Source organism: Stenotrophomonas sp. YJH_SMC_14-1, from assembly GCF_059372275.1.
In genome coordinates, this window is the sequence record NZ_JCAFVK010000005.1 from 204845 (window position 1) to 224377 (window position 19533).

The 19533-nt window shown below is 66.2% G+C and carries 18 protein-coding genes and 1 pseudogene; 6 read left to right on the forward strand and 13 right to left on the reverse strand.

Annotated features, from left to right (window positions below; genetic code table 11):
- Window positions 1-2 precede the first annotated feature (2 nt).
- From AC5P9P_RS14080 to AC5P9P_RS14090, 3 genes and pseudogenes are all read right to left on the reverse strand, one after another.
- Window positions 3-2534 (reverse strand): methyl-accepting chemotaxis protein, encoded by a 2532-nt coding sequence (locus tag AC5P9P_RS14080; RefSeq protein WP_043034588.1) that lies wholly within the window; start codon window positions 2532-2534, stop codon window positions 3-5.
- Between the two features lie 209 nt (window positions 2535-2743).
- Window positions 2744-3637 (reverse strand): NAD-dependent epimerase/dehydratase family protein, encoded by an 894-nt coding sequence (locus AC5P9P_RS14085; RefSeq protein ID WP_005414561.1) that lies wholly within the window; start codon window positions 3635-3637, stop codon window positions 2744-2746.
- Window positions 3638-3735: 98 nt separating this feature from the next.
- Window positions 3736-4015 (reverse strand): annotated as a pseudogene (locus AC5P9P_RS14090) (S41 family peptidase); the annotation flags it as partial.
- Window positions 4016-4136: 121 nt separating this feature from the next.
- Between AC5P9P_RS14090 and AC5P9P_RS14095 the strand changes: the two are divergent.
- Window positions 4137-4442 carry a KGG domain-containing protein gene (locus AC5P9P_RS14095; RefSeq protein WP_012481337.1) on the forward strand — a complete coding sequence of 102 codons (306 nt, stop codon included), beginning with the start codon at window positions 4137-4139 and terminating at the stop codon, window positions 4440-4442.
- A gap of 10 nt (window positions 4443-4452) precedes the next feature.
- Here AC5P9P_RS14095 and AC5P9P_RS14100 read toward each other — a convergent pair whose 3' ends face one another.
- Complete coding sequence (locus tag AC5P9P_RS14100) at window positions 4453-5925, reverse strand: MFS transporter (RefSeq protein WP_495232874.1); 1473 nt, start codon at window positions 5923-5925, stop codon at window positions 4453-4455.
- Window positions 5926-6051: 126 nt separating this feature from the next.
- On the opposite strand from AC5P9P_RS14100, the gene AC5P9P_RS14105 reads away from it, so the two are divergent.
- Window positions 6052-6681, forward strand: coding sequence for a TetR/AcrR family transcriptional regulator (locus AC5P9P_RS14105; protein WP_495232875.1), 630 nt, complete (start codon window positions 6052-6054; stop codon window positions 6679-6681).
- 15 nt (window positions 6682-6696) lie between these two features.
- Here the strand turns inward: AC5P9P_RS14105 and AC5P9P_RS14110 are convergent, their stop codons facing one another.
- Window positions 6697-7047 (reverse strand): VOC family protein, encoded by a 351-nt coding sequence (locus AC5P9P_RS14110; RefSeq protein WP_005411161.1) that lies wholly within the window; start codon window positions 7045-7047, stop codon window positions 6697-6699.
- A gap of 156 nt (window positions 7048-7203) precedes the next feature.
- The gene (locus tag AC5P9P_RS14115; protein ID WP_005411162.1) at window positions 7204-7404 is read right to left on the reverse strand and encodes a hypothetical protein; all 201 of its coding nucleotides are present in this window, start codon (window positions 7402-7404) and stop codon (window positions 7204-7206) included.
- Between the two features lie 188 nt (window positions 7405-7592).
- On the opposite strand from AC5P9P_RS14115, the gene AC5P9P_RS14120 reads away from it, so the two are divergent.
- On the forward strand, window positions 7593-10955 hold the full coding sequence (locus AC5P9P_RS14120) for an autotransporter domain-containing protein (RefSeq protein WP_495232876.1): 3363 nt from the start codon (window positions 7593-7595) through the stop codon (window positions 10953-10955).
- A gap of 115 nt (window positions 10956-11070) precedes the next feature.
- Here AC5P9P_RS14120 and AC5P9P_RS14125 read toward each other — a convergent pair whose 3' ends face one another.
- The 5 genes from AC5P9P_RS14125 to AC5P9P_RS14145 all read right to left on the reverse strand — a co-directional run bounded on the left by AC5P9P_RS14125 (window position 11071) and on the right by AC5P9P_RS14145 (window position 16525).
- Complete coding sequence (locus AC5P9P_RS14125; protein WP_225792032.1) at window positions 11071-11427, reverse strand: hypothetical protein; 357 nt, start codon at window positions 11425-11427, stop codon at window positions 11071-11073.
- 30 nt (window positions 11428-11457) lie between these two features.
- Complete coding sequence (locus tag AC5P9P_RS14130; protein WP_005411165.1) at window positions 11458-11838, reverse strand: hypothetical protein; 381 nt, start codon at window positions 11836-11838, stop codon at window positions 11458-11460.
- A gap of 66 nt (window positions 11839-11904) precedes the next feature.
- Window positions 11905-14553: an RHS repeat protein gene (locus AC5P9P_RS14135; protein WP_353949825.1), complete on the reverse strand. Its 2649-nt coding sequence runs from the start codon at window positions 14551-14553 to the stop codon at window positions 11905-11907.
- A gap of 197 nt (window positions 14554-14750) precedes the next feature.
- Complete coding sequence (locus tag AC5P9P_RS14140) at window positions 14751-15203, reverse strand: PA2169 family four-helix-bundle protein (RefSeq protein ID WP_005411167.1); 453 nt, start codon at window positions 15201-15203, stop codon at window positions 14751-14753.
- Between the two features lie 476 nt (window positions 15204-15679).
- Window positions 15680-16525 (reverse strand): DMT family transporter, encoded by an 846-nt coding sequence (locus AC5P9P_RS14145; RefSeq protein WP_495232877.1) that lies wholly within the window; start codon window positions 16523-16525, stop codon window positions 15680-15682.
- Between the two features lie 64 nt (window positions 16526-16589).
- Here AC5P9P_RS14145 and AC5P9P_RS14150 point away from each other — a divergent pair, with 64 nt between their 5' ends.
- Window positions 16590-17393 (forward strand): AraC family transcriptional regulator, encoded by an 804-nt coding sequence (locus tag AC5P9P_RS14150; RefSeq protein WP_104920900.1) that lies wholly within the window; start codon window positions 16590-16592, stop codon window positions 17391-17393.
- Window positions 17394-17478: 85 nt separating this feature from the next.
- Complete coding sequence (locus AC5P9P_RS14155) at window positions 17479-18120, forward strand: glutathione S-transferase family protein (protein WP_111108290.1); 642 nt, start codon at window positions 17479-17481, stop codon at window positions 18118-18120.
- Window positions 18121-18143: 23 nt separating this feature from the next.
- Here AC5P9P_RS14155 and AC5P9P_RS14160 read toward each other — a convergent pair whose 3' ends face one another.
- Both AC5P9P_RS14160 and AC5P9P_RS14165 read right to left on the reverse strand, forming a co-directional pair.
- Entirely contained in the window at window positions 18144-18551 is a 408-nt protein-coding gene (locus AC5P9P_RS14160; protein WP_024957909.1) for a hypothetical protein, read from the reverse strand.
- Between the two features lie 49 nt (window positions 18552-18600).
- Entirely contained in the window at window positions 18601-19020 is a 420-nt protein-coding gene (locus tag AC5P9P_RS14165; RefSeq protein WP_049453980.1) for an H-NS histone family protein, read from the reverse strand.
- Between the two features lie 118 nt (window positions 19021-19138).
- On the opposite strand from AC5P9P_RS14165, the gene AC5P9P_RS14170 reads away from it, so the two are divergent.
- Window positions 19139-19531 carry a DoxX family protein gene (locus tag AC5P9P_RS14170; RefSeq protein ID WP_043034583.1) on the forward strand — a complete coding sequence of 131 codons (393 nt, stop codon included), beginning with the start codon at window positions 19139-19141 and terminating at the stop codon, window positions 19529-19531.
- Window positions 19532-19533: the final 2 nt, after the last annotated feature.

A 19533-nucleotide genomic window follows, 5' to 3' on the forward strand; every position in this document is an offset into this window, starting at 1 on the left:
GATCAGGCCGCGCGGCGGGCCATGGCCTCCGGTTCGGCCTGCAGGCGGAAGCGCGAGACCGCCACGGCCAGCTGCTCGGCCTGCTCCTCCATCGCCCGCGCCGCGGCGCTTGCCTCCTCCACCAGTGCGGCGTTCTGCTGGGTGGTCTCATCCATCTGCACCACGGTCTGGTTGACCTGCTCGATGCCGGCGGACTGTTCGCGCGACGCAGCCGAGATCTCGGCCATGATCTCGTTGACGCGCCCCACCTGGCCGACGATGGCCTGCATGGTACGGCCCGCACCGTGCACCAGCTGCGCACCGGCACCGACCTGCGCCACGGATGCGTCGATCAGTTCCTTGATCTCCTTCGCTGCGCCCGCCGAGCGTTGCGCCAGCGCGCGCACTTCGCTGGCGACCACCGCGAAGCCGCGGCCCTGCTCACCGGCCCGCGCCGCTTCCACCGCCGCATTCAACGCCAGGATGTTGGTCTGGAACGCGATGCCGTCGATCACCGAAATGATCTCGGCGATGCGCTGCGAGGAGGCCTCGATCTGCTCCATGGTCTGCACCACCTGGTTGACCACTTCCCCGCCCTCGCTGGCAACGTCAGCGGCGGATCCTGCCAGGGTATTGGCCTGCAGCGCGTGGTCGGCGTTCTGGCGCACGGTGGAGGTCAGCTCCTCCATCGAGGCGGCGGTTTCTTCCAGGTTGGCGGCCTGCTGCTCGGTACGACGCGAGAGATCGCTGTTGCCCGCAGCGATCTCACCCGCCGCCAGGCGGATGCTGGCGGCCGACTGCTGGATCTGGCCGACGATCTGGGTCAACTGCTGCACGGTGCTGTTGGCATCGTCGCGCATCACCGCGAACACGCCATGGAAATCACCGCGCATGCGTGCGCTGAGGTCGCCGGCGGCAATCGCGCGAAGCAGCGTCGAAAGCTCAGCCAGGTTGTGATCGCTGACCTGCATCATGATGTTGAGGGTCTCCACCATGCGGCGGAAATCGTGGTCGAAGCGCTGGGCATCACCGCGTACAGCGAAGTCGCCGGCTGCCGCGGCGGCGGCCAGCTGCTGGATCTGCTCGTTGATCGCGGCCAGGTTGCTCTTGGTGGTGGCCATCGCTGCGGTGAACACCGCCTTCTCGCCCGGCAGCGCTTCCATGTCCACGCTGAGGTCACCCACCGCGTAACGCTGCATCACCTCGACCAGGCGCTGGGTGACCGCATTGCTGGAAGCCACCAGCTGGTTGCTGTCGGCCACCATGCGGCCGTACTCGCCGGGGAAGGCAGTGGCGTCCATGCGGTAGCTCAGCTCGCCAGCATCGTGGCGGCGCGCCATTTCCGCCTGCGCCGCCATCACCGCCTGCAGCTGCCCGCGCATGCCCTGCATCGCGTCCAGCAGGCGGCCCACTTCATCGTTGCTGCGCGCAGGCAAGGTGCTGTCGAGCTTGCCGGCGGCGACGTCACCCGCCACCCGCACCGCTTCGGCCAACGGGCGGATCGCCAGGCGGCGCAGCAGCACATAGACGCCGGCACTCAGCGTCAGCGCGGCCACCACGCCCACCAGCAGCGTCAACCACAGCAGCTGGCGCGCCTCGGCCACGATCACCGCGTGCGGCATCACCACGCCCAGCGCGAAGCGCTGCGGGGCATTGCCCACGCGTAGCGGCACGTAGACGCGCACGTTGCCGGCTGCATCGGGCGTGAAGGCTTCGAACCGGCGGTCGGCGGCGATGTCGGCCAGCATGCTGCGGGTCAATGCGTCGGTGCGCGGCTTGCCGATCTCGGCGGCATTCGCCGAGGCCAGCACCACGCCGTTGGGCGAAAGCAGCTCGACGCGGCCTGCGCCCATCGGCGTCAGCGTCGCCAGGTGCTTCTGCAGCGCCGCCAGCGAGAAGTCGACGGTGAACACGCCGAGGAAGGTACCGTTTTCGACGATCGGCGAGCTCAACGTGCTCATCAGCACCTGCTGGCCGGCGATGTCGTAGGCATAGGGCTCGCTTACCTTGGGCAGCTTGTCGCGGCTGGGTACCACATACCAGTCGGCCGAGCCGTCGGCGGCTTCGGTGTAGTCGGTCATGGTCGACTGCTGCGGCTTGCCGTCATGCCAGGCCCAGTAGCTCATGTAGCGGCCGCTGGCATCGTGCATCGCGGTATTGGCGAACTCGGCATCCTTGCCATCGAAGGCATCGGCCTCCCACATGGTGCTCTTGCCGAGCCACTCCGGGTGGGTGCGCAGCTGCTCGCCCAGCACGGCAGCCAGGCTGGCGCGATCGGGCACGTCGCCCCGCGCACGCTGGGCGAGCACGGCTTCGACCATGGCATCGTTGCTGGCAAACGCCGTGCCCAGGTCGGCGGCGACCTGGCGCGCTTCAGCGTTGGCCTCGCTGGTCATGGTCTGGCGCGAGGCATCGATCAGGCTGGCACTGGCCTGGCGATAGATCAGGAACGCCGTCAGGCCGAAGCACAGCAGCGCGATGACGGCGGTGCCCAGCATCAGCTTGTGGGCGATGCTGCCCGGGCGGCGGGCAGCGGCGGAACGGGAAGAAGGCATGGAGGGGTCCGCAAGGCAGTTCAGGACGACCGGCACCGGAAGGGCACCGCGCAGGCGCGCGATCCGTCGCGCAGGCCACCGGCCGCCGGGACCCGCCCGGCGCAGGAAGCGCACCGGGTTAGCGGCCGCCTGCCAACGAGGTTGAGGCGACCGGCCTACACATTCCTGAATCCACTCAGGGACGGGACAGGGATCCGTCCCCGCTTCCCCTATTCGGCCACCCGATCCTTGATCCACTCCGCGCGTGGCAACACCTCGATGCTGCCTGCGGCGTACTGCTGCAGCACGGCGTCCGGCCCGAAACGCGGCTGCCACCCCAGCTCCCTGCGGATGCGGGCGCTGTCGTAGACGCGGTCGACGCTCAGCGGCAACGGCCAGCCGCGGCGCTCGAACTCGGCCAGCAGCTGCGGTACGCGCCGGGCCAGTACATTGCGCGGCTGGGTGGCCAGTTCCAGGCAATCCTCGCGCCGGAACGGGGTCGCGGCGCAGGCGATGTAGCGGGCGAAGGCCGGCCCCTCATCCAGCAGCAGCGCGGCATGGGCACTGGCCACGTCACGGGCGTCGATCCCACGATGCAACCGGAACATCGCCATCCGTTCCGGCGGTTCCGGGAAGCAGCGCCCCATCCGCAGCACGCGCACCCCGAAGTCCGGTGCGGCGGCAGCTTCAGCCAGGGCCTCGGCCTGCAGCTTGCTGCGGTGGTAGATCGTTCGCGGCAGCGGCTCGGTATCCTCATCGATCCAGCGGCATCCCCCTGCCACCACCGCGTGGCCGTACAGCGCGGTGGTACTGGTCAACACGAACCGCCGTGCGCCTGCCTCGCGCGCCGCCTGCAGCAGGTGCGCAGTCGCGTCCACGTTGATCTGCTGGAACACCGCGTCCGGTACCAGGCCGACGTGTGGCGCATGCAGGGCCGCGGTATGGATGACCGCGTCGACGCCCTGCACCGCGCGCACGACGGCTTGATGATCGGTGACATCGGCAATGATGCGCGTGGTGGCAAACGGACTGCGGTCCAGACCCACCACTTCATGGGCAGCCGCCAGCGCGCCGAAGATCGCGCGCCCGATCCGCCCGGAACTGCCGGTCAACAGAATCTTCATTGAGTCCATTCACTCGAAGCGCCCGGGAACTACCGGGATGCTTCGATTCTAGGCATGCAACGGAACATCTGCGATAGGACGACCGCGCAACTGTGCGTTCATCCTGACGACTTCGGCGGAGCCAGCAGTTGACGCGCGATGGAGAGTGGATCGTCGCCGCCTGCCGCGTGGGGCGCGACACCGGTCCGTTCGCCGTTGCCACCGGTGCGCAGTCTGATCGGTTGCCGGTCGGAACGTTTATCCGATAGCCATCGGGCAGCAGCACAGGACCATCGAACATATGTGCGGCACCGCCACTGCGGCCGCCGGCCTTGCCGCGCATCCGAGGGCCGGCAGTGAATACGCGACGAATGCGGCCGCCGGGCCGGCTGCGTGATCATCCCCGTGCGCAGGGCGCGTGAAAACCGGGGCGAAGATGGCGACCTGGACTTAGCGTGCGATGGCCAAGCATGGACGCCGTCGCCCACGAAGGCGGCGTCCACACTGCAGGAGATTTCACATGACTGAGCAGAACCCGCGCAGCTCCAACCGGGGCTTCGCCTCGATGGACCAGGACAAACAGCGCGCGATCGCCGCCAAGGGCGGGCGCGCGGCACATGCCTCCGGCAATGCGCACGAATTCAGTCCGGCCGAAGCACGTGCCGCAGGCCGCAAGGGCGGCGAAGCGATCAGCCGCGACCGCCAGCACATGGCCACGATCGGACGCGAAGGTGGACACGCACGCCACGCCAACGCGCGCCAGCAGCAACAACAGCCTCAGGCGATCGAACGCACGGCAGAGGACCCGCAACGCCAGCAGGGCTGAATGCTGCGCGTCAAGCCGATGCACGCTGCCGATGCAGCCCAAGCGCCGCAAGCAGGGCCAGCGCACCCGCCACCGCCATCGCCCAACCGAACCCGCTGGCCATCGCACTGCGGTACCAGGTCAGCACCTGCGGCGTGGCGTGCATCGAGCCCGGGTGCAGGATCAGTTCACGCGCCTGCGCAACAAGCCGCTGCTGCCCTGCGGCCTGTGCGCAGGCGGCGAACTGCTGTACGGCACGCTGGCCCATCAGGCTGCCCATCAGCGCGATGCCCAGGCTCATGCCTGCCTGGCGCAGCGCGTTCATCGTGGCTGACGCGATACCTGCGCGTTCGGCCGGTGCGTTGGCCATGATCGCCATGCCGGTCGCCGGCACCGCCAGCCCCATTCCAATGCCAAGCAGCATCAGCACGGCAGTGGCATAAGCGCGCGAAGTAGCCGGTTCGAACGTGGCCATTGCGCACAGCGCCACACCGGCCAGGACGTAGCCCAGCACCAGCGCGGCATGCAGCCCGAGGCGGGCAACCAGGCGCCCGAACAACAGCGAGACAACACCCATCAACAGGAACTGGGGAGCCAGCTGCGAGCCTGCCAGCGCGGCGCTGTGCCCCTGTGCCTGCTGGAAGAACAGCGACAGGAAGAACAGGCTCGCATAGGCGGTGAAGCCCAGCACGAACGAGGCCAGGTTGAGCATGCGGAAGCGACCGTCGGCAAACAGGTCCAGCGGCAGCAGGGGGCGTGCCACCCGCCGCTCGACGATGCCGAACAGGATCAGCCCCGCAGTTGCGGCGCCCAGCGCCAGAAGCGTCACCGGGGCCAACAGGCCCTGCTCACCGATCGCGATCAGGCCATAGCACAGTGCGCCCAGCGCAACGATGCTGAGCAGCTGCCCGGCCGGATCCAGCGCGGCGTGCTGCGGGTGCCGTCGCTCGGCGATGCCCCAGGCGCCAAGCACAAACGCCAGCAGCCCCAAAGGCAGGTTGATCAGGAAGATGCTGGGCCAGCCGGCCCGCTGCACCAGCGCACCGCCCAGCAACGGGCCAAGCACCAGGGCAAGCGCGCTGAAAGCGGACCAGCCACCGATCACGCGTGCACGCTGGCCCGGATCGGGAAATGCGTGACTCAGGATCGGCATCGCACTGGGAATCAACAGCGCACCTGCCACGCCCTGCACCGCGCGCCCGGCGACCAGGGTCGAAAGGTCCTTGGCGCAGGCGCACAGCAGCGAGCCCATGGTGAAGGTGGCGACGCTCAGCAGCCACATCCGCCGATGACCGTAGCGATCCCCCAACGGACCGGCCGACAGCATCAGCGCCGACAGTGCGATCGCATAGGCGTTGATCACCCATTGCAGGCCCGCCATGTCGGTCTGCAGCGCCTGCTGCAGGGTCGGCAGGGCCACGTTGACGATGCTGATGTCCAGCGAAGCGAGGAATGTACCGAGGTAGGCCGCCAGCACCAGGGCGGGCCGTTGGAGGCGTCTCATGCGTGGATCCGGGGGGAGGATGTGCGCGCATCCTATCGACTGACTGACCGTCGGTCAATGACTGGCGGTCAGTCAGTGCGAAGGGGCAGCTAGAATGGCGTCCGTCACACCCGGATACCGCCCACCATGCAGACCCCAGCTGTCGCCAGGCCTCGCACCAAGCCCGCCGAAACCCGCCAGGAGGAACTGATGGACGCCGCGCAGGCGTTGTTCCTTTCGCAGGGCGTGGACGCCACCACCATCAGCGACATCGTCGCCGCGGCCGACGTGGCCAAGGGCACTTTCTATACCTATTTCGCCTCCCGCACCGAGATCCTGCAGGCGCTGGCGCAGCGCTACACGCGGCAGTTCATGTACGAGGTCGAGCAGGCAGTGCAGCAGCACCCTGCCGGTGATGGCGCAGCGCGCCTGCGCGCCTGGATCCGCGCCAACATCGAGATCTACGCACGCACCCACGCGTTGCATGACGTGGTGTACGCCAACCATCACCACCACCAGCGGGGCAATGCCGAGCGCAATGCGATCCAGCAGCAGCTGCTGGGCATCCTCGAAGCGGGCAACGCAGCCGGACTGTGGCAGCTGCCTGCTCCACAGGTCACCGCCTCGTTGATCTATGCCGGCGTGCACGGTGCCACCGACGACCTGATCGCCACACCCGCACAGGATGCCGATGCCTTCATCGCCGCTGTGGAAGCGGATTGCCTGCGCATGGTCGGCGTTCCGGCAGCGCCGACGCGCAGCGGCAGACGCCGCTGACGCAACGCTTCCCGCTCAGGTGTGGGCGAGAATGTTCAACAGCCGCCCGAACGGGTCGCGGACGAAGAAACGACGCACTCCCCACGGCTCGTCGGCAGGGCCATACTCCAGCGGGATGCCGGCCGCGTGCATGCGCTCCAGCACCTGCTGCAGGTCGTCCACTTCGATCGACAGATCGGGCACCGCGGTGCCGGAACCCCCTTCGCTGGCAAAGCTCACCTGCGCCAGCGCACTGCCCTGCCCGCCATGGGTGACGATCCAGCCATGATCCATCACCACCGGCATGCCCAGCAGCCCGCCATAGAACGCTGCGGCACGCGCCGGGTCGGGCGTGGCGATGTTGGCGACAATGCGTTTGACGGCCATGTGCAGCGGCTCCGGTGCGATTTCCCATCCTCGCCGCTGCGTGCATGGCCCGCAAGCGGGCTCGGGCCAGATGCCCGCATCGCCATCTGAGGCGATCGCTGGAACAGAAGAGCCCCGTCGATGACGGGGCTCCGCGTACGGCTCAAACGGCGCGACTCACACGCCCATGCACAGATCGACCACGCAGGTGTTGTACGCCTGCTGGCATTCACCGGCATCGGTGCCACTGGCCAGGCACATCTGATAAGCCCGCCAGCACGGCTGGTCGCAGGGCTCGACCGGCCCAGCCACCGCCACCGAACCGGTACACGCCAACGCGAATACCGCCACTGCGATCACCTTCCTGACAACACGCATCGCCATCACTCCTTGATAAGCCTGGTGAGCCCAGGCCGGCCCACGTTAGCGAGGACACGGGGAGACGAAGTGAAGCCCTCTGTCACGCACACTTAACCTGTTCACAATTCTCCTTTCACATGTATGGGGGATGTGGCCACGGATTGGCGTTATCGGCCTTGTTGCCCGTCCACCAAGGAAGTTGCCCGATGAATCACCCGCTGCACGGCCGTTCGTCCCACTCCCGCTCCCGCTCCCCGCTGCACAGCCGCCTCGCGCTGGCCGTGTCCAGCTCTCTGTTGCTTGCCGCTGCCGCGCCCGCCATGGCCGGCGAGGCGCTCGACGCATGGCAGCAACAGCGCCAGCTGCAGGCGGCGTGGGCACAGCCCGCCGTCAGCGCGCCTGCAGCATCGACGGCCGCCACTCCCGCGGCAACCGCCACCGCCCTGCTCGGCAATCCGGGCGATGCCGCCAGCTGGCGCAGCGATGAATTCAACGCCGACTGGGGCCTGGGTGCGATGGGGGCCGACCACGCGTATGCCCGCGGCCTGACCGGCAAGGGCGTGCGCCTGGCGCTGTTCGACACCGGCTCGGCACTGGCTCACCCCGAATTCGCCGGCCGCGACACCTCCAGCATCACCATCGGCCCGAACTGTGCGTCACCGGGAACCGTCGGCGGTACCGGCGCGTGCAGCCAGACACAGGGTGATCAACCGGGTATCAACTACTACACGCTCGGCGCGGGCGTGCCTGCTTCCCTGCAGGCCAACATCATTGCCGCAGGCCGTGAATGGGGTTTCCGCTATGCCGATCACGGCACGCATGTCCTCGGAACCATTGGCGCCAACCGCAATGGCACGGGGATGCACGGCGTCGCCTTCGGTGCCGATCTGACGACCGCCCGTGTATTTGGTGACACTTACTACGAATGGAGGCGCCAGGCGAGCGGAGGCTACCTGCCTGAAGCCGTGGAACGGACGGATCCCGATGGTGCCGCAAGGCTGGACATGTACGCGCAGCTGCAGGCACAAGGCGTGCGTGCCATCAATCACAGCTGGGGCATCTCCACCCGCAACATGACCGTGGCCGCACTGGATGCCCAGTACGCACGCATCGGTGCCGGCTACGACGTATACGGAAGCATCTACAAGGACAGTGCGAACGCGCCCGCTTCGCAGTTGATCCAGGTCTGGTCGGCCGGCAATGGCAGCGGCGCCGTCGCCGGTATCACCGCGGCCCTGCCGCGCTGGAAGCCGGAGATCGAGCCCTACTGGCTGGCCGTCGCCAACGTTCGCCAGCCCAATACAGCCAATGGTGAAACCGACTACGTGATCAACGCAGGCTCGAGCATCTGTGGCGCTGCCGCCAACTGGTGCATTTCCGCACCCGGCACGGCAATCCTCAGCACCATCGTTTCCGGTGACATCCAGGGACGGCTGGAGAAGACCGCAGACTACGTCCGTCTTCTCATCGACAGCCAGAATCCCACGTACGACTACGGCCTGAAGACCGGCACGTCCATGGCCGCCCCCCATATCACCGGCGCACTCGGCCTGTTGATGGAGCGCTTCCCCTACCTGGACAACGCCCAGGTGCGCGACGTCCTGCTGACCACCGCGCGCGATCTCGGTGCGGCAGGCGTCGACCCGATCTACGGCTGGGGCATGGTTGACCTGCGCAGGGCCATCGAGGGCTATGGCTCGCTGCGCGTGGATACCAACGTGGTGATGAACCAGAGGGCCGGCGGCCTGAAGGTGTGGGAGGGCGATGCCTGGGACGACTGGACCAATGACATCGGCGGCCCCGGCACGCTGACCAAATCCGGCATCGGTTGGCTGCGCCTGAGCGGCGACAACAGCTTCAACGGCGCGGTGCTGCGCGAGGGTACGCTGGAGTTGAACGGCAGCAACACCCTCACCTCGGCAGTCGATGTGCAAGGCGGCCGGTTCCTGCTCAACGGCAGCCTGGTCTCCACCGCACTCACCACCACCGGTGGCGTCAGCACGGTCAGCGCCAGCGGCGTTCTGAAGGACGGGAACCTGACCGTCAATGGCGGCGTGGTGTCCTTCAATGGCATGCAGACCGGCGGCACCACCACGGTCGGCAGCAACGGCCTGCTGAAGGGTATCGGCACGTTGGGCAGCACCCGAGTGGACGGCACCATCGCGCCCGGCAATTCGATCGGCACGCTGACCATCAACGGCGACTACGTGCAGGGCGCGACCGGCGTCTACGCCGCCGAACTCGCGCCTGGCGGGCACAGCGACCAGTTGCACGTGACCGGTACCGCCACCCTCGGCGGCACGCTGGTCGCGTTGCCGGAACCAGGCATCTACTATCTCGGCGAGCAGTTCAACTTCATCCGCGCCGACGGTGGCATCAACGGCCAGTTCGCGAAAACCGACTTCAGCGCGTTCTCGCCGTTCCTGCAGTTCAGCCTCGCCTACGGCACCAATGGCACCCGCATCGACGTGGCACGCGGTGCCTCGCTGGCCAGCGCCGCCACCACCCCGAACCAGCGCGCGGTGGCCGCCGCGGCGGACCTGCTGGCAATCAACCAGGGCCTGCCCAGGCCGCTGACCCAGCTGTTCCCGCAGCAGGTCGGCGGCGTGCTCGACGGCCTCAGCGGCGAACTGCACGCAGCCACGCCGCTCGCACTGGTGGAAGGCAGCCGCTACGTTCGCGATGCCGTGCTGTCCCGCCGTGCAGGTGCAGTCGCGCCAGGTGCCGATGCGGGCGACGCCACCGGCGCCTGGGTGCAGGCTCTGGGCGGCAACAGCAGGCTGGACGGCAACAGCAATGCCGCCCGCACCGAAGCCAACAGCAACGGCCTGCTGGCCGGTATCGACCACGAGTTCTCTGGCTGGCAGGTCGGCGTGCTGGCTGGCACCGGCCGCACCGACGTCAAGCAGCAGGCGCTTCGTGCCAAGTCGAAGATCGACAACACCCACTTCGGTGCATATGCCAGTCACAACTGGGGCGGCCTCGGCCTGCGTGGCGGCGTCGCCTGGAGCAAGCACAAGGTGAAGAGCACCCGCGATGTCGACTTCGCAGGGTTCAGAGACAGCCTGAGCGCCCGCTACAACGCGCATACCCGCCAGGCCTTCATCGAAGCCGGCTACCGCTTTGGTGGCCCGGAGGCCGGGCTGGAACCCTACCTGCAGGTCGCGCGCGTGGAGGTGGACCTGAAGCAGATCAACGAGCGCGGTGGTGCAGCCGCCCTGCACGGCAAGGTGGACGACACCGGCACCACGATCGCCACCGCTGGCCTGCGCTTCGACAAGGGCCTGAAGGCATCGTTCCAGCAGGACAGCTGGCTGCACCTGCGTGGGGGCGTGGGCTACCGTCGTGCCTCGGGTGACCGCAGCCAGCTGGCCGACCTCGCATTCGCCAACAGCACCACCACCTTCGCGGTCGAAGGCGCCCCGATTGCCGACAGCGCCGTTGTGGCCGAGCTGGGGCTGTCGGCCTGGCTGACCCCGCGCCAGCAGCTGGAGCTGGGCTACAGCGGCCAGTACGGCAGTGAAAGCCGCGACCACAGCGCCAACATGCGCTGGTCGGTTCGCTTCTAGACGCGTGTTCTCCTGACGGTTTGGGGCGGCCTCAGGGCCGCCCCTTTTTTATCCACGCCCCAGGGCCATGCGCGATACCCCAGGATCATCGCGTCCTGGATCCATCCGTGGAGGGTTACGCGTGAATGAAGATCGACTGGAGCCGGGTCGCCCAGCCATTGCACCCGGTGGAGTTGAACGCCTCGAGCCGGACATTCTTCCCCGATGTCAGCGCTGCCAACGCCGCCGCGTAGGCTTCCTTGGCTCCCGGCCGGGACATGTCGATTGCAAAGGTATCGGTATTGCAGAAAGCCGTACTCGAAACATGCACGTACACAATTCCCGCCGGGCCGTCCATGTACGGCCGCAGCGACAGAATCGTCATCTGATCGCTGGTTGGCTCCGCCTTCAGTGGTGCAGACAGGCACAAGGCCAACGTCAAGGCCAACCCCGCTCCCAACCTCCTGCGGAAGCCCGGCGTCGCGTCACTCATCATCATGTAGTTCCCCTGTGGATTCAGACATCAGGCCTCAGGCATCGTCACGGCCCTCAGCTGCATTACCCCGGAGGTGCAGCCGTCGACACGCAATCCGACACGCAGCTTGTTCTGCCAGGCGATGAGCAGCATCGAGACCATCTCCCTCTGCATTGGATGATCATTGAGGAGAATGAAGCGATTGCCACCCCCACAATCCGAGCCCGCTGGAAGCACACCTTGCGTCACCAGGTAGAACCCTTCCCCGCCCCAGCCAGTTGCGACGGATACGATCCGATGGCCTTCCAGATTGTAAGGCTCAGCATTTGCCGTTGAGGCCAGGCCAGTTCCCAGCACTGCCACCACCGCCAGCAGGACCTTGCCGCCGATGGCGCCACGCGGGCGCGATACAGCACGTACTCCAGCCATGTTCTTCCTTCCCCTGTCATGAACAACCGGTTGACGGTCCACTGCGGCCGGTGCAGCCCGCTACGCTCAGCCCAGCAGCAGCTGGTACAGCAGGGGCACGATGTCACCCTGCGGACGCTGGACATGCGAGACATCGGACACCGGCGTGCAGCTCCCCGTGGCGCCACAGGCAAGCACGCGATACGCATAGCTGGTGGCAGGGCGTGCGGCAGACGTCCAGTTCGCGGCGTTGCCTTCGTAGACCGTGGTCCAGGTCACCCCGTCCACGCTTTCCTCGACGACGTAGCGGACGGCAGAGGCCACAGGCGACCACCCAACGAAGTCCTTCGCGGCCGGCGAACGCCGCATCGGCACCATTGCCTTGGCGACCAGGCTTCCGCCCAGCGTGATGTAATCGGTCCGCTTGTCCTCGCGCTCGCTCGCCTGGTAGCGGAGGACGCCGGCGTGGTCGTACATCGAGGTGATCCGTCCGAACGATGAATCTGTCTGTGTGCGGCGACCGTCAGCGTCGTAACGGTAGCTCTCGGAACCTGCCGCCGCACGCAGCCGGTTGCCGAAGTCGAAGGTGAACGGCTGTCCGTTCTTCGCCCGCAGATTGCCTTGGGCATCGTAGGCCAGGCCGACCACGGTTGCCCCTCCGCACCCGTTGATCTTCACGTTGGTCAAGCGCCAGGCGTTGTCATAGCAGTAGTGATGGTCACGGCCGAGAATCGTCACCCGCGTGAGGTTGTCCAACGCGTCATAGCTGTAGCTCGCCGAGCCGAACATGGGCGAGGAAGCCGAAACGAGCCGATCCAGCGCGTCATAGCCCAGATTGCGGTTGCCACGCTGGTTGCGGCCCGTGGCACCGTCAGTGATTGCCATCACATTGCCGACCGCATCGTAGTCGTAGCCGTCGCTGAGGATCCGGGTTGCGCCAAGGGTGTCCTGGCTTTCATCCGGCAACTGGCGCGCGTTCTGCACCATCGTGTGGACAATACCGTTGCCATAGGTGAACTGACGAATCGCCCCGTTGGGGTAATAGACCACGCCAGCGGCGTAGGAGCCCGCCTGCCCGGCCTGTCCCAGCGCGTTGGGCGCATACGCGACCACGTTGCCGGAGGGATAGCGATGCGCGGACAGGTTGCCCAGTGCGTCGTAGGCATACCCCATCGCCAGCGCTTCGCCATCGGTGGGGCTCTGCACCTCACCGATGAGCAGCCCGCGACGGTTGTACGCATAGCTGTTGTGCGTCTCCACCCCGGCGTTCAACGTGGTGACCTGCTTGACCAGGCCATCGGGCCAGTAGCTCCAGCGCTGGTTGCCATTGCCGTCGGGGAACTGCAGTGATGCGAGCCGGTTGCGTGCGTCATAGGAACGCACCACCCGGCGCCCGCTCGCCGCGGCAATGTCCTGGTTGCAGTTGCCTGCATCGGACAGGTCCAACCCCTGCGCGCTTCCAACCGGGTTCGATGCGGCGTCGTAGTCGAATACGGTGGCGCCGGTTTCCGGTTCGATCATCTTGCACAACCGCTGCGCCGCATCGTAGACATAGCGCCGGGTCGACGTCACCGAACCATTGCTGGCCCTGCGGGTGATCGACGTCGGCTTGCCGAAGACGTCCCGCGGGATATCCAGCACGGCTCCCTCTGCCAGTTCGATACGTACCGGCCAGTCAAGCTTCGCGGCATCTGCACCGGTGTAGGTCACGACGGTCGGGATACCCCTGGCATTGGTCGTGCGCACGCGCCGCCCCGGCAGGTACTCGGTTGTGCTGACCAGCGCGCCAATCTCGGAATCCTGGCTGACCTGGACCACCCGCCCAAGTGCGTCGTACGTCGTACGGACGCCAGTTCCGGCGTCCTGGACCGTACCGACCCCCGCGACAGGATAGGACTGGAAGGTGACCCGCCCTGCCGTGTCATAGGCGGTCACCGAGGCCCGCTGCGTGCCGGCTTCATTGCCCGCGTCGTACTCGCGCACCAGCAATGGGCGCCACAGCGCATCGTAGTAGGTGACCTTGCGCGCATTGCCGGTGCTGACCGTCTGCCGCCAATGACCGGCAGGAATGCCGTACTCGGCGCCGCCCACCTGGGCAAACTGTGTCGTGGTGGACGCCCAGTCCACCGTATCGCCGTCGGGGTAGTCGACCAGCGACATGCGCCCCATCGCGTCGTAGTCGTAACGCGTGGTGTTGCCCCGGCCATCGGTGATCCAGCGTATCCAGCCATTGTCATCCACGCCGGCAGACTGGGTCGAACCATCCGCATACTGGATGTTCCCGGGGATACCGCGCTTCCAGCCGAACAGGCTCACCGTATTGCCACGCCCGTCCACCACGGCGCGAACGGTACCGTCGCTGTTGTAGTGAATGGTCTGCTGGAGCTGGCCGAAGGCATGGATCCGCTGGGGCTTCGCGGTGGCCGGGTCATAATCCACCTGGGACTCGGTCCGGCCCGTGTCCTGGTTGACCGACGTCCGGACCTGGCCAAGCACCCACTTCGACAGATCATCGTGATAGGTGATGACGTTGGTCTTGCTGTAGGACTGCGCCCCCGCACTTCCCACAACCGTGCCCAGCAACATCATCGCGGAAAGTGCATTAACTCGACGCATCGTCAGTGGACCTGTTCGCAATGGATGGCGATGGGACAACCAGGACCAGGTACCGGAAAGACCGGCGAGGCACACATCACGGCAAACCGCGCACACGCAGAAAACCGGACGCGGCTGCATCCGGTTGGCGGTTGACGTTGATGATGGACGAAGCCCCCTTCGTCATGCCGTGCCTGTTCCCTGGACTCGGCCAAGTATAACCATGGAAACGGGGCGGGACGCCCGGCCCCTCGCAGCCCTTGCGGGCTGCGAAGGTTCCCGGACCATCATGCGCCTCCGGGCCTCGACGGCCGCGATGGGCCGCCCGGCGCTGGACCTCAGGCAGCCTTCATGGCGTGCTTGCGTGCCCGCATGACGTTGTGGCACTCCTGCACATCCGGCAGCAGCTGGGTCACTTCCTGGCGCACCGCCGGCGGCAGATCGTTGTCCTGCAGCACATCCTTGAACGCGCCCAGCAGGCGGTCTTCGGATTCTTCCAGTTCGGCCACGTAGCCGTAGTTGGTATCACCAAACGCGGCGCGCACCTTGCCGTAGAACTGCTGCATCGAACCGACCATGGTGCCGTGCTCGGCCGGCTTGCCGCCGCTGGCGGCAACCGAACCGCTGAGCGCCGCGACGATCCGCGCCTTGACCCCGGCGATACGGGTGAACAGTGCCGACAGTTCGGCATCCTTTACCTTCGTTGCGGCTTCCTCATAGAAGGACTTGCCATCACGGGCGATCTCGATCAGGTCGTTGAGGCGATGTTCGATGGTGGACTGGGTGCTCATATGTAGTCGCTCCTGTTCGCTCGAATGTTGGGGAATGGCAGTGCGTTTGCATTGCCTTCGACTCCACTGTGTACGTCCGCGTGTGCCGATCTGGTGAGCGCGAATTGATGCATGCATCACCATGCGAAACCCGTGCTGACTTCTTCATTTCGCACTTCATCGACGTTCACGGAATCTGAGCGCACGGAGCCTTCGTCACCACGGTGCGATAACGATGATCAGAGTAACCAGCAACGCAATTGCCAGGATTACCAGCAGCACATGCCATTGCTTCCAAGTGGGTTTCGGCTTGCCAGGCGTGTTCATCTGTTCTCTCTTCATGCTGGGACGGGGCTGCCAGACTGAAGCACAGCCATATCTGTACATGTGCAGGGTTCGTGCACCGGGCGTGCATGGCTCCGGGCGCGATACGCCGATGCGAGCAGCATCAGGTCGCTTCAATACCCTGCCTGGCAATGGACCGCTTCGCTGCGTACTCAGCGAACAACACACCGGATACCGCCAGCACGCCCCCCCGCCAGTACCCAGCCACTGAGCGATTCGCCCAGCAACAGCACGGCCAGTGCGGCGGTCACGATCGGCACCAGGTTGAAGAAGCCGGAGACACGCGCTGCGCCCAACCGTGACAATCCGGTCATCCAGGTCAGTGGGGCCAGGATCGACGCGCATACTGCCGCAAACCCGATGCAGCCGACCGCAGTGAGATTGTTCACCCCGGTACCGACCAGCAGCTGCGCCGGCAACAGGATCAGCGACGCGGCGGTGGCCTGCAGGAACAATGATTCCAGCACCGTCAGCGGGATCTTCCAGCGCTGCATCAGCACGTTGTAGGCGGCAAAGGCCAACGCACCGATCAGCATGATCGCATCACCGCGGTTCACGCCCTGAGCGGCCAGTCGTGCCAGGTCGCCCTGCGAGACCACCGCCACCACGCCGACAGTGGAAATCACCGCACCGGCAATGGAGGTACCGCGCACCGGATGCCCCATGAACACGCGCGACAACGCCAGTGCAATCAGTGGAATCAACGCCTGGATGACGCCCATGTTGGTGGCCGAGGTGAAGTGCGCCGCATAGTACGCAAGGCACTGGTACATCACCCCACCCAGGCACCCCAGCACCAGGAAGCGGCCAAGGTTGGCGCGCACGGTCTGCAGGTTGTTGCGCAGCCGCGGCAACGCGAAGGGCAACAGGACAATGGCCGCCACCAGCCAGCGGAAGAAGCCAATATCGATGGGACCGACCGAGCCCGAGGCCAGCTTGGTCACGATGGTGTTCGCGCCCCACAGCAGGCAGGCGAGTATCGGGAAGAGGTAGTTCAAGAGCGTGGGTGTACGTGGAAGAGTGGCCAGCGTACGCTTGGCGCATATCGAGGACATCCTGAAAATGCGTCACTCCGACCCCGGGTTGCGGCAACCGATGGAGCCCATCCCCACCTTCCGCCAGCTGCCCGGTCCGGTCTACTTCCGGCAGGGTGCGATGGAGCCCACCGATTGGGGCACGCACAGCCATCCTTGGGGCCAGTTCAACTTCGTCGCACAAGGGGTGATGGAGATGAAGATCGACGGCGAGTGGATGGTGTCCCCACCCCATTACGCGATCTGGATCCCACCGGGAATGCCCCACTATTCGCGCAACCGGTCGCGGCTGGCCTATCGCTCGGCCTACCTGTCGCCGGCGTTGTCACGCCGCCTGCCCGAGCGCTGCAGTGCGCTGGAAGTCAGCCCATTGCTGCGCGAGCTGCTGCACGAGCTGGCGCGACAGGGCGTGACCGATCCGCGGACGCCGGCCCAGCGGCGCATGGCCGCCGTGGTGATCGACCAGATCCTCAATGCCGCAGTGCTGCCCAGCTTCCTGCCAATCGCCAGCAGCGATGTGTTGAAGCAGGTGATGGCGTATGTGGAGAAGCACCTGTCCGCAGCCGAGTCGGTCGCCGATATCGCGCAGCGACATCATATGAGCGTACGCAAGCTGGAGCGCATGGCACGCAGCGAGCTGGGCATGTCACTCGGTGACTGGCGCGGTCGGGTGAAGTTCGTGCGTGCCACCGAAGCGCTGTGCACACGCCGGCCGATCAGCCGGATTGCCGAGGAGCTGGGCTACTCCGGCGTCAGCGCCTTCGCAGAGATGTTCAAGCGGCACGCACAGTGCACGCCGGACCAGTACCGGAAACTGCATCGGGCGGGGTGAAGAGCGCATCGAGGGATGTCGATTTCCGTCCTCGTCGTTCGTCGGAACAGAAGAGACAGGCCTTCCCGCCTGCAGGAGCGCCGCGATGTCCCCCATCCTCACCGCCTTTGCCACCTCCCCCGACCGCGGCCAGGGCCTGGCCCGTGACATGCGCGTGCGCTGGGCGCTGGAGGAACTGGGCGTGCCCTATGACGTGCAGCTGCTGACCTTCGCCGAAATGAAGCAACCTGCCCACCTGGCGCGGAATCCCTTCGGACAGATTCCCACCTGGCAGGAGGGCGACCAGGTCCTGTTCGAATCCGGCGCGATCGTCCTGCACCTGGCCGAACAGCATGCCGGCCTGCTGCCCGTCGGTCCGGATGCACGCATGCGCGCAGTCATGTGGGTGTTCGCCGCGTTGAATACGGTGGAGCCACCCATCGTCGAGCGCTCGATGGCCTGGGTGCTGGAGCGCAAACAGCCCTGGTATGCACAGCGATTGGTGATGCTGGACGAGCGCGTGCGGATGCGTCTCTCGCAACTGTCCGCGTGGTTGGGCGCGGCAGCGTGGCTGGACGGCGGGTTCAGCGTGGGCGACCTGATGATGGTCTCGGTACTGCTGCGCCTGAAGAGCAGCGGCCTGCTCGACGAGTACCCGCTGCTTGTGGCCTATGTGGCACGGGCGACGCAGCGTCCCGCCTATCAGCGCGCGTTTGCTGCGCAGTTGGCGCTATTCCAGAACGGGTAGTTCCACGCCATGGGGGGAAACACTCAGCGCAAGCTGCGCCGGCAGGCGGCCTGCACCAGCATCAGCTGCGCTACCAGGATCAGCATCGCGCAGCCTGACAGCAGCCACGGGTCGATGTACCACTGCGCGTTGAAACTGAAATCACCGGCGGAAATGCGCTTCCAGCCATTGAAGTGCTGCATCGCTGCAACCACGAACGCGAAGCCGCCCGCTGTGTACGACAACCAGGGCACGATGAGGCTCCCCGGCCGCGCGAACAATGTCAGCACGCCCAGCACACCGATGACAGTGCGTTGTACGCGGCAGTATGGGCAGACATAGGCCATCCCGCTCCACTCCACCGCCCAGGCCAACAGGCTGACCAGCACGGCCACGCCTGCGGCTGTGTACAGGACTTTCGGCGTGATCGTCATGCCACCCTCGTGTGCCATCCGGTGCTCCTTGGTTGAAAGATCCGGGCAGGGTAGCAGTGCTGCAGCCTCATCCCTTCTTGATGACAGTCCGCTTGCCGATGGTGCTGGTCTTGCCAGCGGTCGGCCTGGCCAAACCAGGAATCAGGAAATCGGTGGCCTTGTGGCCCATCGAGACCTTGGACGCCAACCAGCGCGGCATGCGCCCGCGACCGGTCCAGGTCAGGCGCTTGTATTCCGGGTCGCGATACTTGGGCGCGACTTTGCCGGATTTACGGCGGGCGGGTTTGCGGGCGGGCGCAGGTGTTTCCGAGGCTTCGCCACCGAAGAGTTCTTCGAGGGTGTAGCCGGCTTCGGCCGCGGCAGCCTTCAACATCCGCCGCACCGCGCTGGCCGGACGGCGGCTGGAAATGAGCTGTTTCCGCTGTTCAGCGGCAACCACCAAGGCGCCCAGCTCCCGAAGGCTGAGCGATTCAATATCGATCGTCATGATGGAAAGGTGTCCTGCGGCCGGCCAGCTGTCAAGCCGCCTTGCCCGGTACGTAGACACGGGCTTCACTGCCGGTGGGCTCCGATCGCCTTCGGCAGCCATCTCCGAGGACTTCGACGTGAGCAACTCATCGCATTCGCTCGCCTACCTGCTTGCGCGCATCCTGCTGATGGCGCTGTTCCTGGTGTCCGGCATCGGCAAGCTCGGCGACCTCAACGGTACCCAGGGCTACATGGAAGCGATGGGGGTACCCGGCATCCTGCTGTGGCCTACCATCGCCTTTGAGATCGGCAGCGGCCTGTGCATCCTGCTGGGCTTCCAGACCCGGCTGGTATCGATCGTGCTGGCAGGCTTCAGCCTGGTCACCGCCTTCATCTTCCACCACAACGTTGCCGACCCGACCCAGCAGATCATGTTCCTGAAGAACCTGGGGCTGGCAGGTGGCTTCCTGCTGCTGGCCTGCACCGGGGCGGGGCGCTACAGCATCGATGGGCGTGGGCGGCGCGGATGAGC

Excerpts from the sequence above, each read along its gene's own strand:
- AC5P9P_RS14140 (WP_005411167.1), bottom strand. The coding sequence starts at position 15,203 with ATGAGCACCCAGTCCACCATCGAACATCGCCTCAACGACCTGATCGAG.
- AC5P9P_RS14080 (WP_043034588.1), bottom strand. The coding sequence starts at position 2,534 with ATGCCTTCTTCCCGTTCCGCCGCTGCCCGCCGCCCGGGCAGCATCGCC.
- AC5P9P_RS14095 (WP_012481337.1), top strand. The coding sequence starts at position 4,137 with ATGACTGAGCAGAACCCGCGCAGCTCCAACCGGGGCTTCGCCTCGATG.
- AC5P9P_RS14100 (WP_495232874.1), bottom strand. The coding sequence starts at position 5,925 with ATGAGACGCCTCCAACGGCCCGCCCTGGTGCTGGCGGCCTACCTCGGT.
- AC5P9P_RS14165 (WP_049453980.1), bottom strand. The coding sequence starts at position 19,020 with ATGACGATCGATATTGAATCGCTCAGCCTTCGGGAGCTGGGCGCCTTG.
- AC5P9P_RS14105 (WP_495232875.1), top strand. The coding sequence starts at position 6,052 with ATGCAGACCCCAGCTGTCGCCAGGCCTCGCACCAAGCCCGCCGAAACC.
- AC5P9P_RS14150 (WP_104920900.1), top strand. The coding sequence starts at position 16,590 with ATGCGTCACTCCGACCCCGGGTTGCGGCAACCGATGGAGCCCATCCCC.
- AC5P9P_RS14125 (WP_225792032.1), bottom strand. The coding sequence starts at position 11,427 with ATGAGTGACGCGACGCCGGGCTTCCGCAGGAGGTTGGGAGCGGGGTTG.
- AC5P9P_RS14155 (WP_111108290.1), top strand. The coding sequence starts at position 17,479 with ATGTCCCCCATCCTCACCGCCTTTGCCACCTCCCCCGACCGCGGCCAG.
- AC5P9P_RS14160 (WP_024957909.1), bottom strand. The coding sequence starts at position 18,551 with ATGGCACACGAGGGTGGCATGACGATCACGCCGAAAGTCCTGTACACA.
- AC5P9P_RS14115 (WP_005411162.1), bottom strand. The coding sequence starts at position 7,404 with ATGCGTGTTGTCAGGAAGGTGATCGCAGTGGCGGTATTCGCGTTGGCG.
- AC5P9P_RS14130 (WP_005411165.1), bottom strand. The coding sequence starts at position 11,838 with ATGGCTGGAGTACGTGCTGTATCGCGCCCGCGTGGCGCCATCGGCGGC.
- AC5P9P_RS14085 (WP_005414561.1), bottom strand. The coding sequence starts at position 3,637 with ATGAAGATTCTGTTGACCGGCAGTTCCGGGCGGATCGGGCGCGCGATC.
- AC5P9P_RS14120 (WP_495232876.1), top strand. The coding sequence starts at position 7,593 with ATGAATCACCCGCTGCACGGCCGTTCGTCCCACTCCCGCTCCCGCTCC.
- AC5P9P_RS14110 (WP_005411161.1), bottom strand. The coding sequence starts at position 7,047 with ATGGCCGTCAAACGCATTGTCGCCAACATCGCCACGCCCGACCCGGCG.
- AC5P9P_RS14135 (WP_353949825.1), bottom strand. The coding sequence starts at position 14,553 with ATGCAGCCGCGTCCGGTTTTCTGCGTGTGCGCGGTTTGCCGTGATGTG.